General features: G+C 62.0%; 26 protein-coding genes and 1 tRNA gene. 18 read left to right on the top strand and 9 right to left on the bottom strand.

Annotation, left to right across the window (positions count from 1 at the left end):
• Positions 1-79 precede the first annotated feature (79 nt).
• Positions 80-3,820, bottom strand: coding sequence for an ATP-binding protein (locus tag ACIQUG_RS17250; RefSeq protein ID WP_402323301.1), 3,741 nt, complete (start codon positions 3,818-3,820; stop codon positions 80-82).
• A 230-nt stretch (positions 3,821-4,050) separates the two neighbouring features.
• Between ACIQUG_RS17250 and ACIQUG_RS17245 the strand changes: the two genes are divergently transcribed.
• Complete coding sequence (locus tag ACIQUG_RS17245; protein WP_043618231.1) at positions 4,051-4,500, top strand: phasin; 450 nt, start codon at positions 4,051-4,053, stop codon at positions 4,498-4,500.
• A 189-nt stretch (positions 4,501-4,689) separates the two neighbouring features.
• Positions 4,690-4,766 (top strand) — tRNA-His (locus ACIQUG_RS17240).
• 49 nt (positions 4,767-4,815) lie between these two features.
• Here ACIQUG_RS17240 and ACIQUG_RS17235 read toward each other — a convergent pair.
• A complete protein-coding gene (locus ACIQUG_RS17235) occupies positions 4,816-5,016 on the bottom strand; it encodes a hypothetical protein (protein WP_402323300.1) in 201 nt (66 codons plus the stop codon).
• A gap of 247 nt (positions 5,017-5,263) precedes the next feature.
• On the opposite strand from ACIQUG_RS17235, the gene ACIQUG_RS17230 reads away from it, so the two are divergent.
• On the top strand, positions 5,264-7,027 hold the full coding sequence (locus ACIQUG_RS17230; RefSeq protein WP_402323299.1) for an adenylate/guanylate cyclase domain-containing protein: 1,764 nt from the start codon (positions 5,264-5,266) through the stop codon (positions 7,025-7,027).
• A 54-nt stretch (positions 7,028-7,081) separates the two neighbouring features.
• Here the strand turns inward: ACIQUG_RS17230 and ACIQUG_RS17225 are convergent, their stop codons facing one another.
• The gene (locus tag ACIQUG_RS17225) at positions 7,082-7,963 is read right to left on the bottom strand and encodes a LysR family transcriptional regulator (RefSeq protein WP_402323298.1); all 882 of its coding nucleotides are present in this window, start codon (positions 7,961-7,963) and stop codon (positions 7,082-7,084) included.
• Positions 7,964-8,091: 128 nt separating this feature from the next.
• Here ACIQUG_RS17225 and ACIQUG_RS17220 point away from each other — a divergent pair, with 128 nt between their 5' ends.
• Entirely contained in the window at positions 8,092-9,588 is a 1,497-nt protein-coding gene (locus tag ACIQUG_RS17220; protein ID WP_034800841.1) for a CoA-acylating methylmalonate-semialdehyde dehydrogenase, read from the top strand.
• A gap of 180 nt (positions 9,589-9,768) precedes the next feature.
• On the opposite strand, the gene ACIQUG_RS17215 is transcribed toward ACIQUG_RS17220, so the two are convergent.
• A complete protein-coding gene (locus ACIQUG_RS17215; RefSeq protein WP_402323739.1) occupies positions 9,769-10,788 on the bottom strand; it encodes a Fe(3+) ABC transporter substrate-binding protein in 1,020 nt (339 codons plus the stop codon).
• 213 nt (positions 10,789-11,001) lie between these two features.
• On the opposite strand from ACIQUG_RS17215, the gene rirA reads away from it, so the two are divergent.
• Positions 11,002-11,466, top strand: a complete 465-nt coding sequence (gene rirA, locus ACIQUG_RS17210) for an iron-responsive transcriptional regulator RirA (RefSeq protein ID WP_034801384.1) — start codon at positions 11,002-11,004, stop codon at positions 11,464-11,466.
• 63 nt (positions 11,467-11,529) lie between these two features.
• Here the strand turns inward: rirA and ACIQUG_RS17205 are convergent, their stop codons facing one another.
• A complete protein-coding gene (locus ACIQUG_RS17205; RefSeq protein WP_402323297.1) occupies positions 11,530-11,985 on the bottom strand; it encodes a response regulator in 456 nt (151 codons plus the stop codon).
• A 10-nt stretch (positions 11,986-11,995) separates the two neighbouring features.
• Positions 11,996-12,709 carry a LuxR C-terminal-related transcriptional regulator gene (locus tag ACIQUG_RS17200; RefSeq protein WP_402323296.1) on the bottom strand — a complete coding sequence of 238 codons (714 nt, stop codon included), beginning with the start codon at positions 12,707-12,709 and terminating at the stop codon, positions 11,996-11,998.
• A gap of 647 nt (positions 12,710-13,356) precedes the next feature.
• On the opposite strand from ACIQUG_RS17200, the gene ACIQUG_RS17195 reads away from it, so the two are divergent.
• The 8 genes from ACIQUG_RS17195 (at position 13,357) to ACIQUG_RS17160 (ending at position 20,889) form a co-directional block, all read left to right on the top strand.
• A complete protein-coding gene (locus ACIQUG_RS17195; protein ID WP_034800843.1) occupies positions 13,357-14,952 on the top strand; it encodes an ABC transporter substrate-binding protein in 1,596 nt (531 codons plus the stop codon).
• A 204-nt stretch (positions 14,953-15,156) separates the two neighbouring features.
• Complete coding sequence (locus ACIQUG_RS17190; RefSeq protein WP_034800844.1) at positions 15,157-16,161, top strand: ABC transporter permease subunit; 1,005 nt, start codon at positions 15,157-15,159, stop codon at positions 16,159-16,161.
• 10 nt (positions 16,162-16,171) lie between these two features.
• Positions 16,172-17,080, top strand: coding sequence for an ABC transporter permease subunit (locus ACIQUG_RS17185; RefSeq protein ID WP_034800846.1), 909 nt, complete (start codon positions 16,172-16,174; stop codon positions 17,078-17,080).
• 2 nt (positions 17,081-17,082) lie between these two features.
• Positions 17,083-17,925 carry an ABC transporter ATP-binding protein gene (locus ACIQUG_RS17180; protein ID WP_402323295.1) on the top strand — a complete coding sequence of 281 codons (843 nt, stop codon included), beginning with the start codon at positions 17,083-17,085 and terminating at the stop codon, positions 17,923-17,925.
• Positions 17,922-18,752 carry an ABC transporter ATP-binding protein gene (locus ACIQUG_RS17175; RefSeq protein WP_043618254.1) on the top strand — a complete coding sequence of 277 codons (831 nt, stop codon included), beginning with the start codon at positions 17,922-17,924 and terminating at the stop codon, positions 18,750-18,752. Before ACIQUG_RS17180 ends, ACIQUG_RS17175 begins: the two co-directional genes overlap by 4 nt.
• 173 nt (positions 18,753-18,925) lie before the next feature.
• On the top strand, positions 18,926-19,273 hold the full coding sequence (locus ACIQUG_RS17170; protein WP_025426006.1) for a RidA family protein: 348 nt from the start codon (positions 18,926-18,928) through the stop codon (positions 19,271-19,273).
• A 177-nt stretch (positions 19,274-19,450) separates the two neighbouring features.
• Complete coding sequence (locus ACIQUG_RS17165; RefSeq protein WP_090425577.1) at positions 19,451-19,621, top strand: hypothetical protein; 171 nt, start codon at positions 19,451-19,453, stop codon at positions 19,619-19,621.
• Between the two features lie 137 nt (positions 19,622-19,758).
• Positions 19,759-20,889, top strand: coding sequence for an AI-2E family transporter (locus ACIQUG_RS17160; RefSeq protein WP_402323738.1), 1,131 nt, complete (start codon positions 19,759-19,761; stop codon positions 20,887-20,889).
• Between the two features lie 29 nt (positions 20,890-20,918).
• Here ACIQUG_RS17160 and ACIQUG_RS17155 read toward each other — a convergent pair whose 3' ends face one another.
• Entirely contained in the window at positions 20,919-21,716 is a 798-nt protein-coding gene (locus tag ACIQUG_RS17155) for a response regulator (RefSeq protein WP_402323294.1), read from the bottom strand.
• A gap of 156 nt (positions 21,717-21,872) precedes the next feature.
• Between ACIQUG_RS17155 and ACIQUG_RS17150 the strand changes: the two genes are divergently transcribed.
• A complete protein-coding gene (locus ACIQUG_RS17150) occupies positions 21,873-22,121 on the top strand; it encodes a NepR family anti-sigma factor (protein WP_402323293.1) in 249 nt (82 codons plus the stop codon).
• Between the two features lie 46 nt (positions 22,122-22,167).
• Here the strand turns inward: ACIQUG_RS17150 and ACIQUG_RS17145 are convergent, their stop codons facing one another.
• Positions 22,168-22,416, bottom strand: coding sequence for a glycine zipper domain-containing protein (locus tag ACIQUG_RS17145; RefSeq protein ID WP_034800856.1), 249 nt, complete (start codon positions 22,414-22,416; stop codon positions 22,168-22,170).
• Positions 22,417-22,928: 512 nt separating this feature from the next.
• Between ACIQUG_RS17145 and ACIQUG_RS17140 the strand changes: the two genes are divergently transcribed.
• Positions 22,929-23,252: a hypothetical protein gene (locus ACIQUG_RS17140; RefSeq protein ID WP_402323292.1), complete on the top strand. Its 324-nt coding sequence runs from the start codon at positions 22,929-22,931 to the stop codon at positions 23,250-23,252.
• Positions 23,253-23,327: 75 nt separating this feature from the next.
• Positions 23,328-23,525 carry a CsbD family protein gene (locus ACIQUG_RS17135; RefSeq protein ID WP_043618266.1) on the top strand — a complete coding sequence of 66 codons (198 nt, stop codon included), beginning with the start codon at positions 23,328-23,330 and terminating at the stop codon, positions 23,523-23,525.
• 105 nt (positions 23,526-23,630) lie between these two features.
• Here ACIQUG_RS17135 and ACIQUG_RS17130 read toward each other — a convergent pair whose 3' ends face one another.
• A complete protein-coding gene (locus ACIQUG_RS17130; RefSeq protein WP_402323291.1) occupies positions 23,631-23,825 on the bottom strand; it encodes a hypothetical protein in 195 nt (64 codons plus the stop codon).
• A 226-nt stretch (positions 23,826-24,051) separates the two neighbouring features.
• Between ACIQUG_RS17130 and ACIQUG_RS17125 the strand changes: the two genes are divergently transcribed.
• Together ACIQUG_RS17125 and ACIQUG_RS17120 are read left to right on the top strand one after the other, a co-directional pair.
• Entirely contained in the window at positions 24,052-24,216 is a 165-nt protein-coding gene (locus ACIQUG_RS17125; RefSeq protein ID WP_034800864.1) for a DUF1328 domain-containing protein, read from the top strand.
• A 156-nt stretch (positions 24,217-24,372) separates the two neighbouring features.
• Positions 24,373-24,876: a TIGR00645 family protein gene (locus tag ACIQUG_RS17120; protein ID WP_082006056.1), complete on the top strand. Its 504-nt coding sequence runs from the start codon at positions 24,373-24,375 to the stop codon at positions 24,874-24,876.
• The last annotated feature ends 40 nt before the right edge of the window (positions 24,877-24,916 follow it).

Below are 24,916 nucleotides of genomic sequence, written 5' to 3'. Positions count from 1 at the left end.
CGGCATGACGGCAGGGCATGGCCAGTGGCGGCCAGCAAACTGGCCACCACAAGTCAACATTTCCTTATAGCATCCGGTCTCAGTTCGCCAAGACGCGTTGTGACGGGAAGGAAATTTCCACCAGCGTTCCCTCGTTCGGCGCCGAAGTGATCGAGAAGTGGGCGCGGTTCGCCTCTGCCATCGCCTTGGTCAGAGGCAGGCCGAGCCCGGTGCCGTCGCCACGCTTGCGCGCGCCCGTCGTCACCTGCCGGAACGGCTTCATCGCCTGGTCCAGTTCACCGCGGGTCATGCCAACGCCGGTATCGCGGATCCGCAGCATGACGCTGCCATTGGCCTCGTAGGAGGTCGATACCACGATCTGGCCGCCCGAGGGCGTGAAGCGGATGGCGTTCGCCAGAATGTTGAGCGCGATCTGCTTGATCGACCGGCCGTCGGCCACGACGTTGGGCACGGCCGCCGACAGCGAGGTGCGGATGATGACACGCTGGCTGTTGGCCTGCGGCTGAACCAGCGACACGGCTTCCGAGACCGCGTCATTGATTTCCACGGCGCCGAAGTCGAGCTCCATTTCGCCGGCCTCGATCTTGGAGATGTCGAGCAGATCGTTGACGATATCGAGCACATGGCGACCGGAGCGGCCGATGTCGCCGGCATATTCGATGTAGCGCGGGTGGCCGACCGGGCCGAAATGCTCACTCGCCATCATGTCGGAAAAGCCAATGATCGCATTGAGCGGCGTGCGGATCTCGTGGCTGACGCGGGCGAGGAACTCGGTCTTGTGGGCATTGGCCGTTTCGGCCGCGCGCTTGGCGTTGCGCAGTTCCTCTTCCGTGCGCTTCCACTGGGTGATGTCGCGGATAACGGCGCAAAAGCCGTTGGAGGCCGAAAGCCGCCCGATGGTCATGAACAGCGGAATGAAGCCGCCGTTCGCTTCCCGGCCGATCACCTCGCGCCCGTCGTTCAGAACACTCGCGACACCGTGGCCGGAAAGCCCGTGCAGGTAGTCGATGACTGCCTTCTGGCTTTCGTGGGCGAAGAGCGCGGCGAAAGGTTTGCCGCGGATCTCGCCCTCGTCATAGTTGAAGAGCGCGCTTGCCGAGCGGTTCATCGAGCGGATGTCGCCGTCATGGCCGAGAACGACAACGCCGTCGGTCGCGGTTTCGAGGATCGACTTCAGCTCGTCGATTTCCGTCTTCAGGCGATCGACGTCGTCATCGGAGATGGCCCGGTCGAGCTTGCTCGATGGCATGTTCGCGGCTGCCGGCGTCAGCGCCAGCATCAGCGCGCTCCGGCCGTCCCAGCGGATCGTGTGCAGGCGTGCGGTGACCGGACGCATCTGGCCGTCGTTGCGGATCAGCATCATCGTGCCGTCGGGTTCCTGGTCGGTCGCCTCTTCGCCGTTGGCAAAGAGCGCGTCGAGGCCGCCTTCCTGGACGAAGTCGTCGAGGTCGCCATAGGCGGTGAGCCGCAGGAATTCCGGATTGGCGTGCAGCAGTTCTTCACCGCGATGCACAAGCATGCCGATCGGCAGGCTGTCGAGGATCTCGCCGCTAAGGCCGATATCGGCCGCTTGCGGCTGGGGATCCACGTTCGCCTGTTCGTCTTCGGCGACGCCGTCGTCGGTCTTCGCTTCGGCTTCTTCTGCGTCAGGCTGCTCTTCTGCCTCTGGCGTCGAGGACGAAATGGTTTCGTGCGCGTCCACCGGCAAGGGCGTGCTCGCATCGACCGGCGCGTCGCTTTCCTCGACCGGCGCGGTTTCCGTCGGCTTGCCGAAATGCTCGCCCAATTGCCGCGCAATTTCGCGGAACGCCGCCTGTTCGCCACGCGTCAGCGCGGTTGCGGCGCGATGTTTCTCGAGTTCGACGATCTTGTCGGAGGCTGGAGGCTCGGTCGTATCGACCAGCTGCAGGGCAGGGCGCTCTCCCTGGAAGGGATCCTGAGGTGCCGCGTCGTGTTCATCGGAGGCGACTTCGGCTGCGTGGTCCGGCTCTGCCTCATCCACACTGGTGGAGAGGGCCTGGTCTTCGGTCGCGTCGTGATCCTGCACCGTTGCGGCAGGCTCGGCTTCCACTTCTGACGAGGGCTGTTCGACGGCCTGCGCCTCGTCCGAGGACCGTTCCTCGATCTCGGAGCCGGTAGCTGGAAGATGCGCGTAGTCTTCCGGCAACGTCGCTTCCGCGTCCGGTTCCTCCGCCATGTCCGTTGCGGCGTCGAATGTCAGGCCGTTGGCGTGTTCGTCTTCGACGGCATCGGCAAGGCGCACGATGCCGAAACCGCGGAAGCCGTCGAATTCGCGGGAGCGCGAGTAGGTGGGCAGCGCCGCCAGATCGACCGGAACCTTGAGGCTCGTGCCCTGCACGGGCCAGAAAATCGTCTTGCCCGACCAGGTGTCGCGGCGCTGCAGCAGCGCGCCGATCTTCTGGTCAGGATCGAGGCCGTAGCGTGCCGCCACTTCATTGAAGGTGGTGCCGATCACATCGGCGGCGCGCGGGCCGACGGCGGTGGCGAATTCCTCGGAGATCTCGCTGAAGCGGCCTTCGGCGTCGATCTTCCAGACGAAGCGCACCGCGCGAGCGCCGGGCACGAACGCGAAGTCGGCCTGTTTGGACGGGGCGGTCTCGGCGGCCTCGACCTTCTCGTCCTCGCGAACGACCTCTTCCGTCAACGAAATTTCATCGACGGCCGGCGTCTCGGCTGCGGTCACGTCGGTCGCGACCGCAGGTGCCTGCTCGCCTTCCTCTTCCGTTGGCTCCGCGCCCAGCACCGTAATGTCCGCATCTGCAGCCGCAAGCGCCTGCGGATCTGCAGCGGCAACCGCCTCCGGTTCTTCCGGCAGAACGACCTCGTCTGCAGCGACGTCGACGTCTGCGTTCTCAAGGTTGCCATCGTCCTGCGCGGCATCGGCTTCGACAGGCACCGCCTGTTCGAATGCGTCGGCCAGGGCAGCGTCTTCGGCTGGTGCAGCGCTTTCATCCAGCGCTTCGGCCGGTTCGACGGTGTCCGCTGCCTCTGGCGCCGTCGCCTCAGGAACCGTTGCCTCCGGAACCGCTGAAACGGGGGCGGGTGTCTCTGCGGTCGGCTCCAGTTCCCCGGCCGGCGCCAGGATCGGCAACGCTGGCGCCGCCTCAGTCTCTTCATCCGGATCGAGCGTGCCGAGAATGGTCTCGACAGCAAAGAGCAGGTGCAGCGACGGCTCGTCGGCGATCTTGCCGACCGCGGCCGGCAGGTGCCCTTTCCGCGTTGCGACCGGGCGCTTGATCAGCCAGTCGTGGTCCCGGGCGACGGCGTCGACGAGCTGCTTGCGCGTCTCGTCCGACATGCCGAGATCGATGAAGCCCGGCGAGTGCGCGATGATGCCGCCGTTGCCGTCGAGAACGGCCATGTGGGTGTCCGGCCCGTCGAGGCCGGCGATCATGCGTGCAGCGCGATCCTCAAGCGACAGCGGCGCGCCCGAATGCGGTGCGGTAAAGAGTACGGCGTCTTCGTCCGGACGCACGCGGATCATCTCCACGCTCACATTGAGCGGCGTGCCGCGGAAGCCAGAGAACTTGCGGATCGAAAGCTGGCGCCGGTCGCCGGCGCGCACGAGCTGCGCTCCCGCGGCCTTGAGCTGACGCAGCGACAGGTCGCCCTGGTCCGGTCCGGCGTCGATGAAATCATAGATCGACCCGGCGCCGAAAAAGGCCGCGCCCTGGTCGTTGGCCCAGAGAATACGCGCAAAGTCCCGCGAAAACAGGATCGCCGCGTCGCCGCGGGCAAAATGCTCCCGCACCCGCGCATGCACGGCGATATCAATGAAGGGATACTGTCTCGCGGGCATAAATGGGGCCTATTGACGGATCGCTTGCGGGTTAACACTCTATTAATACCCGGCAGGCCCGCAAGGGTCCAGCGAGGGCCGGAGCTTCGTCACGGCTTTCGGCGCGAAAGGTTAATTCTCCGGATTTTGTGCATTGCACAATTTTATTGCAATGCACAAGCAAGTAGTTTATATGATGCGCATCAATCAACGGCGCCTCTGAAGAGGGCCAGACACCAAGGAGCGCTTTCATGGCTACCAAGAAGACCGACGACGTATTTTCCCTTTCCTCTTTCGACCCGGCGAAGTTCACCGACAGCTTCCGCGACTTCGCGGAAAAGGGTGCCGTCCAGTCGAAGGAAGCCTATGCCAAGATGAAGACCGCTGCCGAAGAGGCAACGAAGACCGTCGAAGCAACGCTCGAAAGCGCCCAGACCGGCTCCGTCGAACTCGGTCTCAAGGCCATCGACGCGCTGCGCACCAATGCTGAAAATTCGCTGTCGCACATGGAAGCGCTGCTCGGCGTGAAGTCGCTGTCGGAATTCGTCGAACTGCAGACGAGCTTTGTCCGCAAGCAGGCCGAGCTCGCCGTCGAGCAGGCGAAGTCGATGCAGGAAGCTACCAAGAAGGTTGCCGAAAACGTCGCCAAGCCGGGCAAGGACGCCGCTGAAAAGGCGATGTCGTCCTTCAAGAAGGTCTAAAGTCAACAGACTGCGCCGGCTGAACAATGGCGATAGATTGTTGTCGCCCAATTCTGCCATCTGCGCCCAAATCCAAGAATCCGGATGGCTTGCCATCCGGATTTTTTCCAGGATAATCTCAAGTTAAGGCTTGCAAAGCGACGGAAGTCTCCGTATGTGAGCCGCCAAGCGACTGATGTCGCTTTATGTGCGGTTGTAGCTCAGTTGGTTAGAGCGCAGGTTTGTGGCACCTGAGGTCGTAGGTTCGATTCCCACCAACCGTACCATTTCTTCCCTATTCCACCGGTATAGAGACTTGCAGGGCGCCTTGCTCGGTCAGAACAGCTTGGCCAGGGCTCTGAGCGCCACGATATCCTGTACGCCGTTCTGATAAAGTTCGATGAGCCGGGCAGCGAGCGCCGTTGCCTCTGCCGACTGGCGCGAAAGTTCTCGCTCGCGCAGCGCTTCCTTGAAGACATCGTCGATCTTGGCGAGTTCACCCGGCAGGATCGGCCGGCCCGGAATGGACACAAGCATCCTTCCATACTCCTTTGTCGAAGCGGGAGCGCGTGCCGACTGCGACCGGCGTGTGGGAGCCATCGCCTTGAGCAAGCAGCTCTCTTGCCTGTGAAAGCAACGTCGGACCAGCGCGCCGGGTTCCTGTCGTCGCGATACCCAATGCGGGCTAGTATTTGGGCGTTGAGCGGATCCGGTTCGAATAGACATAGGGCTCATCCGCCGGTAAAATTTCGCCAAGAGGATTCCCAGTAAGGCGTCGCAATCCATGGCCAAAGAATCCATCACACGGCGGCTTGCCGCCATCCTGGCTGCCGATGTCGTCGGCTACAGCCGGCTGATGGAGCGAGACGAGAAGACCACCTACACACAATTGATGGCGCGGTGGAGCCAAGTGCTGGAACCGCTCGTCGAAACCCACCAAGGCCGGGTGTTCAAGCGGACGGGCGATGGCGTGCTCGTGGAGTTTTCGAGCGCCGTCAACGCGGTCGAATGTGCCGCCGCCTTGCAGCGGGCGATGGTTTTAGCCAATGCGGACGTGCCCCATGATCAGCAGATCGTGCTGCGCGTCGGCATCAACATGGGCGACATCATGGTCGCCGACAGCGATCTCTACGGCGATGGCGTCAATGTCGCCGCCCGGATCGAAGCGCTCGCCAGGCCCGGCGGCGTGGCGATTTCGGATGGGGTGCACGAATATGTACACGGCCGCATCGAGCTTGATTTCGTCGACAGCGGCCATCACGAGGTCAAGAACATCGAGCGGCCGGTGCATATCTGGAGCTGGTCGCCGGACGAATATGCCGACGCGCCGATTAGGGTCGCCGCCGAGGCCCCGCCGCAACTTCCGAGCCGACCGTCGATCGCCGTGCTGCCCTTCGACAACATGTCTGGCGACCCGGAGCAGGGCTATTTCGCCGACGGCATTACCGAGGACATTATCACCGATCTCTCCAAGGTCTCCGGTCTCTTCGTCATCGCCCGCAATTCCTCCTTTGCCTACAAGGGCAAGTCGGCGGATATCCGTCAGGTCAGCCGCGATCTCGGCGTTCGCTACGTGCTCGAAGGAAGCGTGCGCCGCGCCGCCAACCGCATTCGCATTAACGCCCAGATGATCGACGGAACCACCGGGGGCCATCTCTGGGCCGAGCGCTACGATCGCGGCATCGAGGACATCTTTGAAGTCCAGGACGAGGTGACGCGCACCATCGTGACGGCGCTCAAGGTGAAGCTGACGGCCGGCGAGACGGAGCGGCGCGAGGGGCGCGGCAAGGTCGATCCGGAGGCCTACGATCTGCTCGTGCGGTCGCGCCAGGCGATCTTGAGGTTCGACGCGGTGTCATCTGCGGAAGCGCGCAGCATGCTCGAGCGGGCGATCGTCATCGACCCGGAGCTTGCCGCAGCCTACGCGTCGCTCGCGATTATCGCGATGACCGACTACATCAATCGGTGGAACGGTGGCACCGTCGACAATATCGAGCGCGCTCTCAAGCTCGCGCGGAAAGCCGTCGAGACCGACGAGCATGAACCTCACGGCCACCACGCGCTCGCGATAGCACTCTGTTGGAAGCGCCGCTTCGACGAGGCCGAGCGGGCTGCCCAGCGCACGATCGAACTCGACCCGAACTCCGCCGGCGGCCACACGCAGCTTGGCACGATCAGGGATTTTCTCGGCCAGTTCGAGGAGGCCTTGCCCTTCTATACCCGCGCCCACCGGCTTGATCCGCAGTTCGACCTGGCGCTGCATTTCCTTGGCCGGACCCTGCTCAATCTCGGCCGCTTCGATGAAGCCGAGATCGCCTTCAAGCGGCGCCTGGCCCTGGCGCCGCGTTCGGACATGACGCGCTTCTATCTCGCCTGTCTCTATGGTCGCACCGGACGCCATGAGGAAGCGCGGCGCTACTGGCACGAAGTCTTCGAGGTCAATCCGGATTTTTCCATCGACCACTTCAAGCGGGCGATGCCCTACCAGGATCCGGCCGTCATTTCGCGACTGATCGACGGCCTCCGCGAAGCCGGGATCTCTCTTTAAATATCTGTCTCGACCGGGTTCGCCCGTGAGGAGCGTGCCTGGTCGCCTGATGTCTCAGACGAAGATTTGATGCTCCGCGGTCACCAGTTCCTGCAGGAAGGCGACGACGGTGCGCACGCGCACGAGATCGCGGGCGCTCTCGTGATAGGTGGTCCAGTAGGCGCGGCGAATGGTCGTTTCCGGCAGGATGCGTTTCAGCTCCGGCGCATGGCGGGCAATGTAGTTGTGCAGGATGCCGACGCCGGCGCTAGAGCGCACCGCCTCCGTCTGGCCGGTGGCGCTGGAGATCTCGAAGGACGCGTCCCAGCTGCGCATGATCTCGGCGGAGAAATTCAGCGACGGCGTGAAGATCAGGTCCTCGACGTAGCCGATGCGGCGGTGTCCCCTCAGATCGTCGATCGTCTGCGGCGTACCGTGTCTTTCGAGATAGTCGGCCGAGGCGTAGAGGCCGAGCGTGTAGTCGGTGAGTTTCGAAGACACGAGCCGGCCCTGTTCCGGCCGTTCGATGGTGATCGCGATATCGGCCTCGCGCTGCGACAGCGAGAAGGACCGAGGCACCGGCACCAGCTGCAGCTTCAGTTCCGGATAGCGCGCCGTCAGCCGGCCGAGCCGAGGGGCGAGGAAAGAGACGCCGAAGCCGTCGGGCGCGCCGATCCGCACCGTGCCGGCGATCGCCGTATCGATCCGGCCGATCTGCGACTGTGCTGCCAGCATCTCTGTCTCCATCCGCTCGGCAGCACTGAGGAAGATTTCACCCTCGGCGGTCAGCTCGCAGCCGTTCGGCCGGCGCACCAGCAGCCGCGTTTTCATTGCCTCTTCCAGCGCAGTCACCCGACGGCTGAGCGTGGCGTGATTGACACCCAGCCGCTTGGATGCGGCCAGGATCTGTCCGGTCCGCGCCACGGCTAGAAACATTCTGACATCGTCCCAGTTCATGGTGTTGAGCCCCGGCTGCGGTCGTTGGGCTTTAATTTTTGCACAACGGTTGCTGAATATCGGAAATTGATTTGTTGAAATCGTAGTGCGATCATGCCGCCACAATCAAGGTCTGGAGGAAACCATTCATGTACGAACTCGGTCATTTCATCGATGGCAAGCGCGTTGCCGGCAAGAGCGGTCGCGTCAGCAACATCTTCAACCCGGCAACGGGCGAAGTGCAGGGCACCGTGGCGCTCGCAAGCGACGCGGAACTTTCGGCAGCCGTCGAAAGCGCCAAGGCAGCACAGCCGAAATGGGCGGCCACCAACCCGCAGCGCCGCGCCCGCGTCTTCATGAAGTTCGTCGAACTTCTGAACGCCAACATGAACGAGCTCGCCGAGATCCTGTCGCGCGAGCACGGCAAGACGATCGAAGACGCCAAGGGTGACCTTATCCGCGGTCTCGAAGTCTGCGAATTCGTCATCGGCATTCCGCATCTGCAGAAGAGCGAGTTCACCGAAGGTGCCGGCCCCGGCATCGACATGTACTCGATCCGCCAGGCCGTCGGCATCGGCGCCGGCATCACCCCGTTCAACTTTCCGGCCATGATCCCGATGTGGATGTTCGCCCCGGCCATCGCCTGCGGCAACGCCTTCATCCTGAAGCCGTCCGAGCGTGATCCGTCTGTTCCGATCCGCCTTGCCGAACTGATGATCGAAGCCGGCCTGCCGGCAGGCATCCTCAACGTCGTCAACGGCGACAAGGGTGCGGTCGACGCGATCCTGACGCATCCGGATATCGCCGCCGTCTCCTTCGTCGGCTCGACCCCGATTGCCCGCTACGTCTATGGCACGGCTGCCATGAACGGCAAGCGCGCCCAGTGCTTCGGTGGCGCCAAGAACCACATGATCATCATGCCGGATGCCGATCTCGACCAGGCCGCCAACGCCCTGATGGGCGCCGGCTACGGTTCGGCCGGCGAGCGCTGCATGGCGATCTCGGTTGCCGTTCCGGTCGGTGAGGAAACCGCCAACCGCCTGATCAGCAAGCTGACGCCGATGGTCGAAAGCCTGCGCATCGGCCCCTACACCGACGAGAAGGCCGACATGGGCCCGGTTGTCACCAAGGAAGCCGAACAGCGTATCCGCAGCCTGATCGACAGCGGTGTCGAGCAGGGCGCAAAGCTCGTGGTCGACGGCCGCGACTTCAAGCTCCAGGGCTATGAGCAAGGCCACTTCATCGGCGGCTGCCTGTTCGACAACGTCACCCCGGACATGGACATCTACAAGACCGAAATCTTCGGACCGGTTCTCTCGGTCGTCCGCGCCAAGACCTACGAGGAAGCCCTCGATCTGCCGATGAAGCACGAGTACGGCAACGGCGTCGCGATCTATACCCGCGACGGTGATGCGGCCCGCGACTTTGCCTCGCGCATCAACATCGGCATGGTCGGTGTCAACGTTCCGATCCCGGTTCCGCTCGCCTACCACTCGTTCGGCGGCTGGAAGTCGTCCTCCTTCGGCGACCTCAACCAGCACGGCCCGGACTCGATCAAGTTCTGGACCCGCACCAAGACCATCACCGAGCGTTGGCCCTCGGGCATCAAGGACGGTGCCGAGTTCGTCATGCCGACGATGAAGTAACAACGGGATAAAGATCCTCCCGCCTCGGGGCCTCCTTCGGGAGGCCCTTTTTTGTTGAAGCGCGCCAGGCCTCCAGTTGTCGAACCGGCACAGGCAGGCGGCGGCCCGCATCCGACGCATGCTGCAAACGAAAACAGCGGGCCGATGGCCCGCTGTTTCTGTCTTGCGACTTGTCAGTGATCAGTCCTGCGGACCGTCGTTGTAGCCGACCTTGTCGACCAGCTCGGAAGCCTTCTTGCGGTTCGCGGCGATGTCGGCGAGCGGCAGGTCGTCCGGCTTGATCGGGCCGAAGGACTTGACGACGTCAGACGGCTCGGCGCCCGGCAGAACCGGATATTCGAACACCTGCTCGGCGTAGATCTTCTGGGCTTCGCCTTCCGACAGGAATTCCATCAGCTTCAGCGCGTTGTCCTTGTTCGGGGAGTTCTTGGCGAGCGCCATGCCCGAAATGTTGACGTGCGTGCCGCGGTCCTTGGCGTTCGGGAAGAGCACCTTGATGGCCGCTGCCCAATCCTTCTGTTCCGGCTCCTTCTCGTTGGTCATCATCAGACCGACATAGTAGGTGTTGCCGAGGGCCAGATCGCATTCGCCGGCAAGGATCGCCTTGGCCTGGTCGCGGTCGCCGCCATCGGGCTTCTTGGCGAGGTTGTTCTTGAGGCCCGTCAGCCACTTCTCGGTCTCGGCTTCGCCATGGTGGGCGATCATCGAGGCGAAGAGGCCGATGTTGTAGGAGTGCTGGCCGTCGCGGGTGCAGATCTTGCCCTTCCACTTGGGGTCGGCAAGCTCTTCATAGGTGATGTCGTCCTGCGCGACGCGCTCCTTGGAAGCATAGACGACGCGGCCGCGCGTGGTGAGCCCGAACCAGTTGCCCTCAGGATCGCGGAAATGCGCCGGGATGTCCTTGTTGATCGTCTCGTTGGCAACAGGTTGGGTGACGCCCGCATCCTTCGCCTCGGTCAGGCGGCTGATGTCGACGGTCAGGATCACGTCGGCCGGCGAGTTGGCGCCTTCGGCCTGGATACGCTCGACGAGACCCTTGTCGAGGAAGAGCACATTGGTAGTGATGCCGGTTTCCTTGGTGAAGGCGTCGAGCAGCGGCTTGATCAGGTCGGGCTGCCGGTACGAATAGATATTGACTTCACCATCGGCCCAGGCGGCGCTCGTTGCCAGCAGGGTTGCCGTCAGGGACAGAACGCCCATCGCTGCTCTTGAAACGGACATCGCTTCCTCCATTTTCTCGTTTGCGCTAAGTTAACAAAATTCCTCATCTTTCTGACCGGGGCGCCCCAATCAGTCAATCAGGAAACCGTAAACGCTCAACAAGAAGTGACTTTTCTGGCTTTTTGGAATTGTTCCAAACTACGATCCGTCCTATATGATGAGTTCGTGAACCTCTCGATGCCGGAGTGAATGATGCGTCTGACGAAGCAAACGAACTACGCGGTTCGCATGTTGATGTACTGCGCCGCCAACGGGGAAAAGCTCAGCCGCATTCCCGAAATCGCCAGGGCTTATGGCGTTTCCGAGTTGTTTCTCTTCAAGATCTTGCAGCCGCTGACCAAGGCCGGCCTCGTTGAAACCGTGCGTGGCCGCAACGGCGGCGTACGCCTGCCGAAGCCTGCCTCGGCGATCACGCTGTTCGACGTCGTCAAGGTGACGGAAGACAGTTTCGCGATGGCGGAATGCTTCGAAGCGGGTGAGATCGAATGCCCGCTCGTCGACAGCTGCGGCCTGAACTCGGCGCTGCGCAAGGCGCTGAACGCCTTCTTCGAAGTGCTGCAGGGCTACACGATCGACGACCTCGTCAAGGCTCGCCCGCAGATCAACTTCCTGCTTGGCCTGGAAGAAACCAAGCGTCCGCAGACCTCGGCTGCCTGATATCTCCGAACACCGCCGCGCACATCGCGCGGCATGGCCTGGCGGCTGACGTGCCGCCGGCTGTTATTCCTGCGGTAGATATTCCCGCAATATGAAGTCGATCGCAGTGGGGTCGATTTCAGCCTTGTCGATGCGGAAATCGGCGCCGTAATCCTCCAGATTCTGAAAATAGGCATCGGCGAGCGACGCTGAGATCACGCCGATCGGGCCGATATAACCCTGGTGCCGGAAGGCTGGGACCGTCTCGCGGAAATCGAGCTGCGGCCGCAGGCGGTTGTCGAGCAGGATCATCGACACCGGTTTGCCCGAGCGCAGGAATTCAAGCGCATCGTCCATCGTCTGGCAGTAGTGCAGCTCGATGTCGATGCTGCTCACCTTGCGGATGAGCGCGCGCAGGATCAGGTTTTCTGCCGGGTCGTCGTCAACGAGCAGGATGTGTGCTTTTCGCGTCATGACCGAATACCCTTGCTGATGGCGGGCGTCCCGTTCGTTGGGCGTGGCGGTGCGAAACGCGGCCACGCATCGGCTGCTACTGGATGATCTGCTCTCGGATTGCCTTCGCCACCATCTGGGTGCGATTGACGACGTCGAGTTTCTTCAGGATCGTTGCGGTGTGTGAGTTCACCGTGTGCTCCGACACCGAAACGATGAGCGCGATCTCGCTTGCCGTCTTGCCGTGCGAGATCCATTTGAGGATTTCGGTTTCGCGCGGCGTCAGTCCCATCCCGGCCTTGTTGGCAAGCGCGATGCGATAGAAATAGTCGAAGGCGGCGATCGCGTCATAGGCGAGCGCGACATGCTCGGCCCGGCCGATATCCTCCCCGTCTCCGAGAAAGAGCACGGCGTAGCGCGCGCCGGTCGAGGCTGCGTGCACCGGCACGCTGACGAGCAGTTCAAAGCCGAGTTGCACCAGCAGGTTCTGCCCAGCGTCGCAGCCGGGGTCGTCCGTCCGCCAGACCGACGAGATCGCCGAGCGGTGCAGTGTCTTGTAGAACACGGAGTCGCCGAAGCGATGGCGCTTGTCGTATTCTTCCGCGAGCCCGGAGGGCAGGTCGTGCAGCACCAGGCGGGTGGACAGCATGCAGGCGTCGTTCTCGTTGCCGAGCTGCAGGATGCCGAAATGGCTGAAGCCGAAGCGCAATGCCATCGTATGAAAAATGCGGAAGAAATCGACGCGGTTCAGCGCCTTCTCTAGCTCGTCGCGAAGGTCGTATCGCCTGTGATTTTCCAGCAAAGCCGCCACGGACTGGCTATCCCCTTATCGTCGCGCGGCAGTTTATCCCGCGCGCCGCAGCGATCAATCGGCAAAGTGCGTTGCCGGTATTGCAGGCAGGCAGCGTCATGCCCGTCCCTCGGCAAGCCTGCCGAACGACTGAAAGCAGTAAAAGGCAGCTGCCGGTCCCTCCCAAGGACGTCTGGGCACGTCGAATGTCTCCCCCGAGTTTTGTATACATTTTATTGCACAATCCCATTCGGGATTTCTACCATAGTATCTTGGGATTGACGGAAAGCTGTCGAAGCCGAATCGCATGTCCGTGCGGCCAATGACCACGGCTTTCTCCATCGCGCATTCGCCGAGGAGCGCAGGCGGCTGCCGCGGGTCGGCATCGCGCCGCTGACGGGCGGGCAGGGCGGGCCGCAGGCCCTGCGAAAGCGGCCAAAACGCCATGGAGTTTCGGTGCTGCAGCGCACTGTTTTGTCAGTCGATTCTAAAACAGTGGACGAATATCCCGGCTCTACCTGCGGACGAATTTTTCGCATAGACAAATTTCTGCGGCGACTTATTGCAATGCGACGCCAAATGTCGTTCCATCCGGCCTTGACCGGGGGGCAACGGCATTCCGCGTCAGGAAAACACGAGAACAAAAACAAATCTGGGAAGCAAAGCTCATGAAAAAGCTCACTACTCTGTTTGCAGCGACGGCGCTTGCCACGCTGATGGCCGGCTCCGCCTGGTCGAAGACGTTCGTTTATTGCTCGGAAGGTTCGCCAGAGGGTTTTGACCCGGGCCTGTACACCGCCGGCACGACCTTCGACGCGGCTGCGCACACGGTTTACAACCGCCTGCTCGAGTTCAAGAAGGGCACGACCGAAGTTGAGCCGGGCCTCGCCGAAAGCTGGACGATCTCCGACGACGGTCTGGTCTACACCTTCAAGCTGCGTCCGGGCGTCAAGTTCCAGACCACCGAGTTCTTTACGCCGTCGCGTGACTTCACTGCCGACGACGTGGTGTTCTCCTATGAGCGCCAGCTGAAGGCTGACAACCCGTGGAACAAGTACATTGCTGGCGCTTCGTGGGAATACGCAGCCGGCATGGGCTTCCCGGAAGTCATCAAGTCGGTTGAAAAGGTCGACGACCTGACCGTCAAGTTCACCCTGACGCGCAAGGAAGCTCCGTTCCTCGCCAACATCGCGATGCCGTTCGCTTCGATCCTGTCGAAGGAATACGCCGACAAGCTGCAGGCTGACGGCAAGATGGAGCAGATGAACCAGATGCCGCTCGGCACCGGTCCGTTCGCTTTCGTTGCCTACCAGCAGGATGCCGTCATCCGCTACAAGGCAAACCCGGACTACTGGGGTGGCAAGCAGAAGATCGACGACCTCGTCTTCGCGATCACCTCTGACGCTTCGGTTCGCTTCCAGAAGCTCCAGGCTGGCGAATGCCACCTGATGCCGTTCCCGAACGCTGCCGACGTTTCGAAGATGAAGGCAGACCCGAACCTGAAGGTCATGGAACAGGCCGGCCTCAACGTCTCCTACCTCGCCTACAACACCACGCAGGCTCCGTTCGACAAGCCGGAAGTCCGCAAGGCGCTGAACAAGGCGATCAACAAGCAGGCGATCGTCGATGCCGTGTTCCAGGGCGCTGCCCAGCCGGCCGTCAACCCGATCCCGCCGACGATGTGGTCGTACAACGACAAGATCGAAGACGACACCTACGAGCCGGAAGTCGCCAAGAAGATGCTTGAAGACGCAGGCGTCAAGGACCTGTCGATGAAGCTCTGGGCAATGCCGGTTTCGCGTCCGTACATGCTGAACGCCCGTCGCGCAGCTGAACTGATGCAGTCGGACTTCGCCAAGATCGGCGTCAAGGTCGAGATCGTCTCCTACGAGTGGGCCGAATACCTCGACAAGTCCAAGGCGAAGGATCGTGACGGTGCCGTCATCCTCGGCTGGACCGGCGACAACGGCGACCCGGACAACTTCCTCGACACGCTTCTCGGCTGCAACGCTGTCGGCGGCAACAACCGTGCACAATGGTGCAACCAGGAATTCGACGCTCTCGTGAAGAAGGCGAAGGAAACCTCGGATCCGGCAGAGCGCACCAAGCTCTACGAAGAGGCGCAGGTCGTCTTCAAGCGCGAAGCGCCGTGGGCCACGATCGACCACTCGCTCTCGGTCGTGCCGATGCGCAAGAACGTCGAGGGCTTCGTTCAGAGCCCGCTTGGTGATTTTGCCTTCGACGGCGTGGACATCACCGAGTAATTTAGTTAACTGATCCTTAAGGGGGCGTTTGCCAAGGGCAAGCGCCCCTCTTTGCATCCACTATAGCGACCCCGAGTTCCTGCTGGAGCGCAAAAGGTCGCTGTGGCATTTCGACTTGCTGTATGCTTGGCCGTTAAGTGGGAAAGCATGCGGTGGTGCCAGCGGCGGGATACAATGCCGCGGCAACATGGCGCGGGGTTTAACATGTTCCGATTTCTCTTGGGGCGATTGGCTGTCCTGATACCGACCTTCGTCGGCGTCTCCATCATCGCCTTCTCCTTCATCCGCCTGCTTCCGGGCGATCCGGTTGCGCTGCTTTCGGGCGAGCGCGTCATGTCGCCGGAGCGACATGCGGAAATCTCACACGCACTCGGCTTCGACCGGCCGATCGTGGTGCAATATCTCGATTATCTCTGGGGCGTGCTCCAGGGTGACTTCGGCACCTCGATCGTCACCAAGAAGCCGGTCATCGACCAGTTCTTCGAACTGTTCCCGGCAACCGTCGAGCTTTCGCTCTGCGCGATCTTGTTTGCGGTCATTCTCGGCATTCCGGCCGGCGTGATTGCTGCGATCAAGCGCGGCTCGGCCGTCGACCAGGCGATGATGGGCACGGCACTCGTCGGTTTTTCGATGCCGATCTTCTGGTGGGGCCTGCTGCTCATCATGCTCGTTTCCGGCATGCTGCAGTGGACGCCGGTCTCCGGCCGCATCTCGCTGATGTACTTCTTCCCGCCGGTCACCGGCTTCATGCTGATCGACTCGCTCCTGTCCGGCCAGGCTGGCGCCTTCAAGTCGGCCGTCAGCCACCTGATCCTGCCGACGATCGTGCTTGGAACCATTCCGCTTGCGGTCATCGCGCGCCAGACGCGCTCGGCGATGCTTGAAGTTCTCTCCGAAGACTACGTGCGCACGGCACGTGCCAAGGGCCTTTCGACCTTCCGGGTCGTCGGCGTCCATGCGCTGCGCAATGCGATGATCCCGGTGGTCACCACCATCGGCCTGCAGGTGGGCGTCATGCTCGCCGGCGCGATCCTGACCGAAACGATCTTCTCCTGGCCGGGCATCGGCAAGTGGATGGTGGATTCGGTGTCGCGTCGCGACTACGCCGTCATCCAGGGCGGCCTGCTCGTCATCGCCGCGGTGATCATGCTGGTCAACCTGATCGTCGACCTGCTCTACGGTCTCATCAATCCGCGCATCCGGCACTAAGGAGGGCGTCATGTCTCAAGCTGCTGCAACAAGCACCGTTTCGACCGATCCGTCCCGCCGGGCGCGTTTGGCCGAATTCTGGTATTACTTCTCCGAGAACCGTGGCGCCGTGATCGGTCTCGTGTTCTTCGTGTTCCTCGTTCTGCTCGCGGTCTTCGCACCGTGGGTCGCACCGCATGATCCGGTGGCACAGTACCGCGACGCGGTGCTGGTTCCGCCGGTCTGGCAGGAAGGCGGCCGCGCCGGATTCCTGCTCGGCACCGATGCTGTCGGCCGCGACATGCTGTCCCGCCTGATCTACGGCACGCGCTTCTCGCTGTTCGTCGGTGTCATCGTCACGACCCTGTCGCTCGTCGGCGGCATCGCACTTGGTGTCATCGCCGGCTACTTCCGTGGTTGGGTCGATACCGTCATCATGCGCGTGATGGACATCATCCTCGCCTTCCCGTCGCTGCTGCTCGCCCTCGTGCTGGTCGCAGTCCTCGGCCCGGGCCTCGTCAACGCCATGATCGCCATCGCGCTCGTCTTCCAGCCGCACTTCGTGCGCCTGACGCGTGCTGCCGTCATGAGCGAAAAGACCCGTGACTATGTCGTCGCCGCCAAGGTTGCCGGCGCCGGTCATGGCCGTCTGATGTTCAAGACGATCCTGCCGAACTGCATGGCGCCGCTGATCGTCCAGGCGACGCTCTCCTTCTCGAGCGCGATCCTTGACGCAGCCGCCCTCGGCTTCCTCGGCATGGGCGCACAGCCTCCGACACCGGAATGGGGCACGATGCTCGCCGAAGCGCGCGAGTTCATCAGCAGCCACTGGTGGGTGGTGACCCTTCCGGGTATCGCGATCCTGATCACCGTGCTTGCGATCAACCTGATGGGTGACGGCCTGCGCGATGCGCTCGATCCCAAGCTGAAGAGGTCCTGATCATGGCGCTTCTCGAAATCGAAAACCTGGTCGTCGAATTCCAGACGGCCTCCGGTCCCTTCCGCGCCGTCAACGGCGTGTCGATGAAGGTCCATGAAGGCGAAGTGCTTGCGATCGTCGGCGAAAGCGGCTCGGGCAAGTCCGTGTCGATGCTGGCCGCCATGGGGCTTCTGCCCTGGACGGCGAAGGTGACGGCCGACAAGCTCACTTTCAACGGTCGCGACCTCTTGGGCATGTCGGCCAGCGAAAAGCGCAAGATCGTCGGCAAGGACATTGCCATGATCTTCCAGGAGCCGATCGCCAGCCTCAACCCGTGCTTCACCGTCGGCTTCCAGATCGAGGAAGTGCTGCGCATCCACATGGGTCTCGACAAGGCCGGTCGCCGCAAGCGGGCGATCGAACTGTTCGAGGCGGTCGGTATTCCCGATCCGGTCGAGCGGCTCGGCCACTATCCGCACCAGATGTCGGGCGGCCAGTGCCAGCGCGTGATGATCGCGATCGCGATCGCCTGCAACCCGAAGCTCTTGATCGCCGACGAGCCGACCACCGCGCTCGACGTGACGATCCAGAAGCAGATCCTCGACCTGCTGATGAAGCTTCAGGCCGAGCACAAGATGGGCCTGATCATGATCACGCACAACATGGGCGTGGTTGCAGAAACCGCCGACCGCGTCGTCGTGCAGTACAAGGGTCGCAAGATGGAAGAGGCCGACGTGCTGACGCTCTTCGAAAACCCGAAGAGCAACTACACGCGCGCACTTCTGGCGGCTCTGCCTGACAACGCGACCGGCGATCGTCTGCCGACGATTTCCGAACTTTTCGTCGACGAAGGAGCGACCCAATGAGCGTGATCCTCGAAGCGCGCAATCTGGTGCGCGACTACCATATCCCCGGCGGCCTCATCAAAAAGGCAAAGACGGTTCACGCGCTGAAAGGCGTGAGCTTTTCCGTCGAAGAGGGCAAGACGCTGGCGATCGTCGGCGAAAGCGGCTGCGGCAAGTCCACGCTCGGCCGCATCCTCACGCTGATCGATCCGGCAACCTCGGGCGACCTTCTGATCGAGGGCAAGAAGATCGATATCTCCAAGGGCGACATGACGCCGGAGATGCGCCGCAAGGTGCAGATCGTCTTCCAGAACCCCTATGGCTCGCTCAACCCGCGCCAGAAGATCGGCGACATCCTGATGGAACCGCTGGTCATCAACACCGACACGCCGGCCGACGAACGTCGCGACCGGGCGATGACGATGCTGAAGAAGGTCGGTCTCACCGAATTGCACTTCAACCGCTATCCGCACATGTTCTCCGGCGGCCAGCGCCAGCGTATCGCCATTGCGCGTGCGTTGATGCTGAACCCGAAGCTGCTGGTGCTCGACGAGCCGGTCTCGGCGCTCGACCTGTCGGTCCAGGCACAGGTGCTGAACCTGCTCGCCGACCTTCAGGACGAGCTGAAGCTCACCTACGTCTTCATCAGCCACGACCTTTCGGTCGTGCGCTATATCGCTGACGATGTCATGGTGATGTATTTCGGCGAAGCGGTCGAATACGGCAGCCGCGACGAGGTCTTTGCCGATCCGAAGCACAGCTACACCAAGACGCTGTTTGCAGCGACGCCGCGTGCGGATGTCGAGAGCATCAAGGCGCGTCTCGCCAAGAAGAAGCAGGCGGCTTGATCTCGTCGATCTAGCGTCAATGAAACAGGAAGCCGGGACATCGTTCCCGGCTTCTTTGACTTGAGGGCATGATGGTGTAGAGGTGTCGCGCCGCCTTCAACTCTCGCCTTTCGGCGGCGGGCAGCCGCTTTTCGGCCGGACCGATCGTCCGGCCCAACCTCAGGAACACGTCCATGGAAATCAAGCGTTTCGAAACCGGCCCCCGTATGAGCCAGGCCGTCGTCTACAACAACACCGTCTACCTCGCTGGCCAGGTCGGCAATGCCGGTGACGATGTCGTGACGCAGACGAAGCAGGCGCTTGCCGAAGTCGACCGTCTTCTGGCGCTCGCCGGCACCGACAAGACCCGCATCCTTTCGGCCACCATCTGGCTCGCCGATATGGCAGACTTCCCGAAGATGAACTCGGTCTGGGACGCCTGGGCACCGCAGGGCAATACCCCGGCTCGCGCCACGGGCGAAGCCAAGCTCGCGACCCCGGAATACCTCGTCGAAGTCATCGTCGTCGCCGCTGCCGCTTAAGGCCGGCGCTACGGGATTTCCCGTCGTCTCATTCCTGCGCCGCCGGACTGTCGTCCGGCGGCGTTTTTCGTTCCCATTCCAGCTCCCGTGCGCGGAACCAAACGGCGCGCCGGCACGTTAAGTGTCCGATCCGAAGAAGCAGGCCAAAATCGGCCGCCACCATTGGGAGGACTGTCAATGCTCTACTGGCTGCCCCGTGTCTGTGTCCTTCTCCTGGCGGGCGTCATGATCGGTTTTGGGCTCGTTCCCTACACCGCCGCAGGTGTCGCCCATACCTTGCTCGTCATCATCCTGGGGCTCGGCCTGTTGTCGCTGACCCTGCATGTCTTCCCGCCGGAACACCATTGACCGTGCAAGATCAATCACGCGATGTGCCGCAAGCAGGGCCCGAGCAAAAGGCAGGGCGGCCTGATCTGTTGACCGGAAACGCGAACGACCCGCGCGCCGCCCTGGGCGAGGGCCGGCGCGGCATGATCGCGACTACGCTGCGGCGGGCGGGTGCTGCGCAGCAGCGCAAGCGCGCGCGGCGGATCGTCGAAGAAGAGGCTGCCGTTGCGACGGCGGCGCCATCGACCGCTCCGCGGCGGGACGGCATCGACCTGATGGTCGCCTGGAGCATCATCGGCCTTTTCGCCATTGCCGCATGTGCGGGCATCTACGCCATGGAAACGATCCTGCTACCGATCACGCTGGCGATCGTCGTCGGCGTGGTGCTCGGCCGGACCGCCGACGGGTTGGCGCGTTACGGTCTGCCGCCGATCTTCGGGGGGCTGCTGTTGGCGGGCATCTTCGTCACCGGCCTCTCGTGGCTCGTCAATGCGCTTCTCGGCCCGTTGACGGCGCTCGCCTCCGAGGCGCCGAAGCTCGCCGAAAGCGTGGTGGCGCGGGTGATGCCGTTCATTGATCGGTTCGAGTGGCTGCGGCTGGCCGTCGCGCGCAGCATCGGCAACGATGCGATTGCCGACACCGTCATGAAGAATGCCGGACCGATGCTTGCCGCCACTGCAGCCGGGCTGACACCCGCCTTGGTGCAGACCCTGATTTTCCTCGCGGCACTCGGCCTGTTTCTGCTCGGGCGGCTGCAACTGCGGAAGGCCGTCATCCTTGCCTTTGCCAGCCGCGAGCGGCGGCTTAGCGCCATTCGCATCATGAACGGCATCGAGGATGCGTTGGCACGATACTTCTCGATCGCCAGCGTGATCTATCTTTCGCTCGGCCTTGTGACGACGGTGATCGCTTTTGTCGGCGGCCTGGGCATGGCGCCGCTGTGGGGCCTGTTCGCTTTCGTCTCCAGCTTCATTCCCTATCTCGGCGTGACCGCGATGACGCTGAGCCTGCTGGTAGCGGGGCTGATGACGCACGAGGTGCTGTGGCTGGCATTGGCGCCGGCCGCGGTCTTCTTCGTCGTTCACCTTGCGATGGAAAACCTTGCCATTCCGGCGATCCTCGGCAACGAACTCGAGGTGAATCCGTTCCTGATCTTCCTGGCGATCGTGTTCTGGACCTGGATGTGGGGAGCGGTCGGCGCCATGTTGGCACTGCCGCTCTCTCTAATCGTTCTGGCCATTGTCGAGGAAATCAGCGACCAGCCGCCAGAACGTCAGCTACCTGGATAAGGGCCGGATAAGGGGACGTGTTGCCAGGCCTAGCGCCGGGCAGAGCGTGCGTGCTCGTCGAAGAACAGCGCCTGGCTGATCAGTGCCTTCACCATGTCCGGATTGAAGGGTTTGGTCACGAGGAAGGCCGGCTCCGGCCGCTTGCCTGTCAGCAGCCGTTCCGGGAAGGCGGTGATGAAGATCACCGGCACCGCGGCCTGTGTGAGGATCTCGTTGACGGCGTCGATGCCCGAGCTGCCATCGGCAAGCTGGATGTCGGCCAGGACCATCTTCGGCGAGGTCTTGCGGTAGAGATCGAGCGCCTCGCCGTGAGTGCGGGCGATCCCGGTCACGCGGTGGCCGAGACTGGTCACCATATCCTCGATATCGAGCGCGATCAGCGGCTCGTCCTCGATGATCAGGACGTCGGTTGCGACCTGGCGCGAGATGTCCTCCGAGGCGACGGTCAGCAGCTTTGAAAATTCGGCCTGGCTCAGGCTCATGACCTCGGCCGCATCGGCGATGGAAAAGCCCTCGACCGACACGAGCAGAAACGCCTGGCGCGGCACAGGCGCGATCAGCGACAGATTGGCGGCGGCCTGCTTCTCCCATGCGAACGGCGAGGTGTTTTCGCTGCGGTCGATCGAGATCTTTTCGAACTGTGAGCAGAACAGCTTGTAGAGGCTGATCCGGTCGTTCGAGGCTTCCGGAAAGAGACTGATGTCCTCGATCAGGGCTTCGAGAACAGCGGCCACATACCCGTCGCCTGCGGCCTGCGAGCCTGTAACGGCCCGCGCGTAACGGCGCAGAAAGGGCAGGTGGGGCGCAATCCGGGTCGAAAGTGACATCAACGACTTCCTTACGTGCAATGCGATTCGTTTGATTTCTGAGGATAGGAGGTATGTGGCGGAATAGATGGATGTTTTGAACACGTTTTTCGGCTTAGAGCAAATGGGGGACGTGTTCGAACGGTGTGCCGGCGATCTCGCACAGGCAGCAAAACCGTGAAGGACGAAGCGGTGGTGGAACGCAGCATGGACGATGAAACCGGAAAGCATGAAGGCGTGAGCCAACGGCGCGGCGGCACGGCCGAAGCGCGTGATATCGGCGGCTCGATCGGCGCCAGCTTGAAGGCGTTCTATCGGTCGCTCGAGCAGGAGCCCGTTCCGGAACTATTTCTCGATCTTCTTGAAAAACTGGATGAAGCGGAAGCTGCGGCCAAAGGCCCGTCGAAGGGTGGGGTTCCGCTCTGAGGGGGAAGAAACGGGCGGTTGCCCGTTTCTTCGTGAGATGCGCCGATCAGCAGGCGGCTTCGTAGCGGCGGCCGTAGCGGTCGCGATAGATGCAGCGGCCCGGCTCGTTGGCATTACCGATCAGCGCACCGGCAACACCGCCGATGGCAGCGCCCACGGCCGCACCCCTGACGTTGCCCGTCGCGGCGCCGCCGACGATCGCGCCGCCGGTTGCACCGATCGCCGCGCCCTTTTCTGTCTGCGTGCATGCCGCGAGGGGCAGGATCAGGCTTGCTACGATAAGTATCTTCTTCATGACGCGTTCCTATCCGAGGGTTGCTTTGTTGAACTGAGAATCAATTTTCGGTGAAATCGATTTGCCCGCGACTGGTGACGAACAGAATGACGACAATGAGGCATAGCCCGTACCGCTACCGCGCCGTCCTGATCGACCTTTGATGTAACCGTTCGGCGCTCTAAATGGGCGAACTCCTTGCGGTGTGTCCTTGCCTCGCCAGTATCTCCTCCGTCGCTCGGCCGCGGTCGCAGCGCTTGTTATCGTTGCGAAAACGAGAGCGCGGCGTTTTTGTTCCATTGTTGGTATGGCCGATGGTCGGTGGCAGTCGCCGCTGCGCGCCCTCGCGCCCTGTTGAACGCTGCGAACGGATGCAGGTTCTCGACCGTCTCCCGACCGTCGATGGGGGCTTCGACGGGCGCCCAAACGCGCAGCTCACGCCAAAGTTCCGGGAAATATTTCGCGCCCCTTTGCGGAACCGCAGATCGTGCATTGCCGTTTGCTGTTGGAGTTTGACGGAAGGGAGCATGCGAATGGAACATATTGCCGCCATCATGGTCCTGGTCGGCTGCATGCAGACGACAGAGGCCTGCCGCGAAGTGCCGGCGCCCACCGTGGCTTTCGAAACCGTGGACGAATGCCGCGAACTGCTTTCGCCCGCGATCGAGGCGACAGGAACGACCTTCAAGCATGCCTATGGCGCCTGCGCGGAAGTCGATCCGGCGCTGTTCGTGGAAGACGCGATCATCGAATGGCAGGTGAAGGCGCCTGGCCGGCTTCAGGTCAAGGTCAAGGTCGATGACGGCAGCTACGCCGTAGCCGCGCGCCACGACGTCGGCGCCAGGACTCGCAACTGATTTCACCGGCCGCGCAAGCGCAATTGCCCAAGCGCAACTGCACTTGCGCGGCCGCATCAACCGAAAGGACGGAAAATGAACTGGGATATTGTTGAAGGAAAATGGCACGAGCTGAAGGGCAAGGTTCAGACGCAGTGGGGTAAGCTCACCAATGACGACCTCGATGTCATCGATGGCCGCAGGGAAGAACTCGCCGGACGGATCCAGGCGCGGTACGGCGTCGCGCGTGATGAGGCGGAGCGCCAGATCGACGACTGGATGTCCCGCCGTTAGATGGTTCGAGGAAGGCCGTTACTCTTCTTTCCTGGAAGAACAACCGTAAAAGCAAAAGCCGCGCGACATCTGTCGCGCGGCTTTTGTTTGTGGTGCGCATCGCGCTTATTTCTTCTTTGCCTTCGCCTCTCGCTTGCGGAGTTCTTCCAGCAGAGACTGAAGCTTGGCGCTCTTTTCGTCGCCGTCGGTGTATAGGTCGCGCATCGTCTTTCCGATGTGAATATTTCTATCGGAGAGATGCGTCCGCTCCCGTCCGGCTTCGATCGCCGTTTTCCAGATATGTGCTGTCGGCATCTTCATTTCGACCCTGCGTGTTCCATGGATGAAGAACGTCAGAGTATTGCGAAGGTTCCGGGCATTTCCGGTGCAAACCGTGCCGATTTGGGACTCTTTCGTCTTTCATCGTAAACAGAATATTAATGTCGAGTGAAGCTGCGGAATTCTGCGCGCCGAATTTGATCGATAACTGGAACAAATTGAAAGCTATGGCGTTTGCTTTGCAGTGATTTAGGCAAGGAGAATTGCTATGTTATACTATGCGCTTGTCTTCCTCGTTGTGGCAATCATAGCGGGTGTACTTGGGTTTGGGGGTATTGCCGGCACGTCCGCGGGCATCGCGCAGATCCTCTTCTTCCTTTTCCTGGTCTTCCTGGTGATTTCGCTCGTTGCTGGCCTCGTGCGTCGCGGCTGACCGGAGCCCGAATTTGAGCGGATACGAATGGACGAAAATGGGCGGCGTTACGGCCGCCCTTGGTGCGTTTGGGGCTGGATCGTCTTGCTTGCCCTTGCCTGCCTGCTTGGCTATTGATGCCGAAACCGTCGCAATAGCCTTGAGGAACCGAACACCATGAAATCGCTGGAACTGCTCGTCGAGCGGATCATCCTCTCCAGCCGCTGGCTCCTCGTCATCTTCTATCTTGGCCTGGTAGCGGCGCTCGCCCTTTACGGCATCTCGTTCGCCTTCAAGCTGTTCAAGATCGCCAGCATGGTCTTCGTCTATGATGATGCGGAGATGATCCTGGCCATGCTCGCCCTGATCGATGCCGCGCTGGTCGCCAGCCTGATCGTGATGGTGATGATTTCAGGCTACGAGAACTTCGTCAGCCGTTTCGACGAAGGCGACGCGGAGGTCTCCTTCCTCGGCAAGCTCGATTCCGGCAGCCTGAAGATCAAGGTCGCGTCGTCGATCGTGGCCATTTCCTCGATCCACCTGCTGCAGATCTTCTTGAACGCGCAGCAATATTCCAGCGAACAGCTGATGTGGGCGACGATCATACATCTTGCCTTCGTCGTATCGGCCGTGTTGCTCGGCTATCTCGAGCAGATCATGACTGCGCTGAAGAAGAAGTGATACTGGTGCCGCGGCCCGACGTAAAAAGCCGCGGCTTGTC

It is taken from the genome of Ensifer sp. NPDC090286, from assembly GCF_044769565.1.
Lineage (GTDB): Bacteria > Pseudomonadota > Alphaproteobacteria > Rhizobiales > Rhizobiaceae > Ensifer.
This window is presented reverse-complemented; position numbering and strand designations above follow the sequence as displayed.

Coding starts and splice junctions, on each gene's coding strand:
- ACIQUG_RS17250 (WP_402323301.1), bottom strand. CDS start 3,820: ATGCCCGCGAGACAGTATCCCTTCATTGATATCGCCGTGCATGCGCGG.
- ACIQUG_RS17245 (WP_043618231.1), top strand. CDS start 4,051: ATGGCTACCAAGAAGACCGACGACGTATTTTCCCTTTCCTCTTTCGAC.
- ACIQUG_RS17235 (WP_402323300.1), bottom strand. CDS start 5,016: ATGCTTGTGTCCATTCCGGGCCGGCCGATCCTGCCGGGTGAACTCGCC.
- ACIQUG_RS17230 (WP_402323299.1), top strand. CDS start 5,264: ATGGCCAAAGAATCCATCACACGGCGGCTTGCCGCCATCCTGGCTGCC.
- ACIQUG_RS17225 (WP_402323298.1), bottom strand. CDS start 7,963: ATGAACTGGGACGATGTCAGAATGTTTCTAGCCGTGGCGCGGACCGGA.
- ACIQUG_RS17220 (WP_034800841.1), top strand. CDS start 8,092: ATGTACGAACTCGGTCATTTCATCGATGGCAAGCGCGTTGCCGGCAAG.
- ACIQUG_RS17215 (WP_402323739.1), bottom strand. CDS start 10,788: ATGGGCGTTCTGTCCCTGACGGCAACCCTGCTGGCAACGAGCGCCGCC.
- rirA (WP_034801384.1), top strand. CDS start 11,002: ATGCGTCTGACGAAGCAAACGAACTACGCGGTTCGCATGTTGATGTAC.
- ACIQUG_RS17195 (WP_034800843.1), top strand. CDS start 13,357: ATGAAAAAGCTCACTACTCTGTTTGCAGCGACGGCGCTTGCCACGCTG.
- ACIQUG_RS17190 (WP_034800844.1), top strand. CDS start 15,157: ATGTTCCGATTTCTCTTGGGGCGATTGGCTGTCCTGATACCGACCTTC.
- ACIQUG_RS17185 (WP_034800846.1), top strand. CDS start 16,172: ATGTCTCAAGCTGCTGCAACAAGCACCGTTTCGACCGATCCGTCCCGC.
- ACIQUG_RS17180 (WP_402323295.1), top strand. CDS start 17,083: ATGGCGCTTCTCGAAATCGAAAACCTGGTCGTCGAATTCCAGACGGCC.
- ACIQUG_RS17175 (WP_043618254.1), top strand. CDS start 17,922: ATGAGCGTGATCCTCGAAGCGCGCAATCTGGTGCGCGACTACCATATC.
- ACIQUG_RS17170 (WP_025426006.1), top strand. CDS start 18,926: ATGGAAATCAAGCGTTTCGAAACCGGCCCCCGTATGAGCCAGGCCGTC.
- ACIQUG_RS17165 (WP_090425577.1), top strand. CDS start 19,451: ATGCTCTACTGGCTGCCCCGTGTCTGTGTCCTTCTCCTGGCGGGCGTC.
- ACIQUG_RS17155 (WP_402323294.1), bottom strand. CDS start 21,716: ATGTCACTTTCGACCCGGATTGCGCCCCACCTGCCCTTTCTGCGCCGT.
- ACIQUG_RS17145 (WP_034800856.1), bottom strand. CDS start 22,416: ATGAAGAAGATACTTATCGTAGCAAGCCTGATCCTGCCCCTCGCGGCA.
- ACIQUG_RS17140 (WP_402323292.1), top strand. CDS start 22,929: ATGGAACATATTGCCGCCATCATGGTCCTGGTCGGCTGCATGCAGACG.
- ACIQUG_RS17135 (WP_043618266.1), top strand. CDS start 23,328: ATGAACTGGGATATTGTTGAAGGAAAATGGCACGAGCTGAAGGGCAAG.
- ACIQUG_RS17130 (WP_402323291.1), bottom strand. CDS start 23,825: ATGAAGATGCCGACAGCACATATCTGGAAAACGGCGATCGAAGCCGGA.
- ACIQUG_RS17125 (WP_034800864.1), top strand. CDS start 24,052: ATGTTATACTATGCGCTTGTCTTCCTCGTTGTGGCAATCATAGCGGGT.
- ACIQUG_RS17120 (WP_082006056.1), top strand. CDS start 24,373: ATGAAATCGCTGGAACTGCTCGTCGAGCGGATCATCCTCTCCAGCCGC.